The organism is Aureispira sp. CCB-QB1 (genome assembly GCF_000724545.1).
GTDB lineage: Bacteria > Bacteroidota > Bacteroidia > Chitinophagales > Saprospiraceae > Aureispira.
This window is the reverse complement of record NZ_JHBV01000067.1, coordinates 1-1,113: the sequence shown is the minus strand read 5'-3', so window position 1 is coordinate 1,113 and position 1,113 is coordinate 1. Positions and strand designations below refer to the sequence as shown.

Here is a 1,113-nt window from a genome sequence, read left to right as displayed (position 1 = left end):
ATACCGTCATAATTACCATGAGCATCCAAATTGGATTGATTTTCGGCATAGTAAGAAATTTTACCATATCCCAACGAGTAGTTGATGTCTTTAGGTACCATAAAAGAAAAGCTAAAATTGCCATTAACAACGCTTGCTTGTCCTTTGAAGATAATTTTTTTTCGTAAAAAGAAATTAGCAGGATGGCTATCATTGTCATTACCTAATGTCCTCAATTGATCTTGTTTGTCAAAAACAGTTGGATAAATAGTTCCATTGAAGTTAGAGACCTTATTGCCATTGTTATCGACAATTTCTCCAGAGATGGTTACCAGCTCTAATGCATGAATGGTATCTTGATTGGTAATGGCTTGGTTGTTAATTTGTATTGTTCTTACATCGTGATGAGGATAGGCTAGTTTCATGGTCGGATCGCCCAACAAAGCATATTTCCTTGAATTTACAGGAGACGGAATAGCCGCATTGTTTTTAGAAAATTGCAATACTTCTCCTGTTGTTGGCATTTCTCCATTTGGCTTTTTATCAAAAATAACATCAAAGGTATGCTGAACCAGTGTCGCATTATCATCCGCAACAACAACTCGAACAGTTGTAAACAGGGAGATAGCACCGCCATTAGGGTTGAGTAACAATAATTCACCTGCGGAAACGGTGGTTGGATTATCATGAGGACTAAAAGAGCAAGTTGCTGTAATAAATAATGGCAATTTATCAACATTGGTTAGAGCATTGATATTACTACTTGTAAAGACACGCTCTTGTGACCAACCGTCATCCCCTCCATGTCCAAAATAGTTGACAATAAAAGCACCTTTGAACAAAATATCTAACAATGCATTTTGGGCATCGGGATATCGTTCGCCACCAGCAGTGCTCACTTGTTGAAAAGCATCTAAATATACTTTTTCAATGTTGTAATTATTGTTTTGTGCTTCACTAATTTGAGCCGTATATTGTGCATCTCTAAAATAGGCATTGCCATCTTCATCATCTGCTACAAAACAAAGTCTATTTTTCCAGTCTTTAAAAGCATCAGGATTGGTTTCATAATTGATAATTTTGTTGACCAATGTTCTCGCTTCAGCAATATTAGCAGCTGGCAATCGACCCACA

At 36.8% G+C, this 1,113-nt stretch carries 1 protein-coding gene; it reads right to left on the bottom strand.

Annotated elements, in window-relative coordinates:
- The coding region (locus CG11_RS26165; RefSeq protein ID WP_231512840.1) for a C25 family cysteine peptidase at window positions 1-1,113 on the bottom strand (1,113 nt) is incomplete at both ends.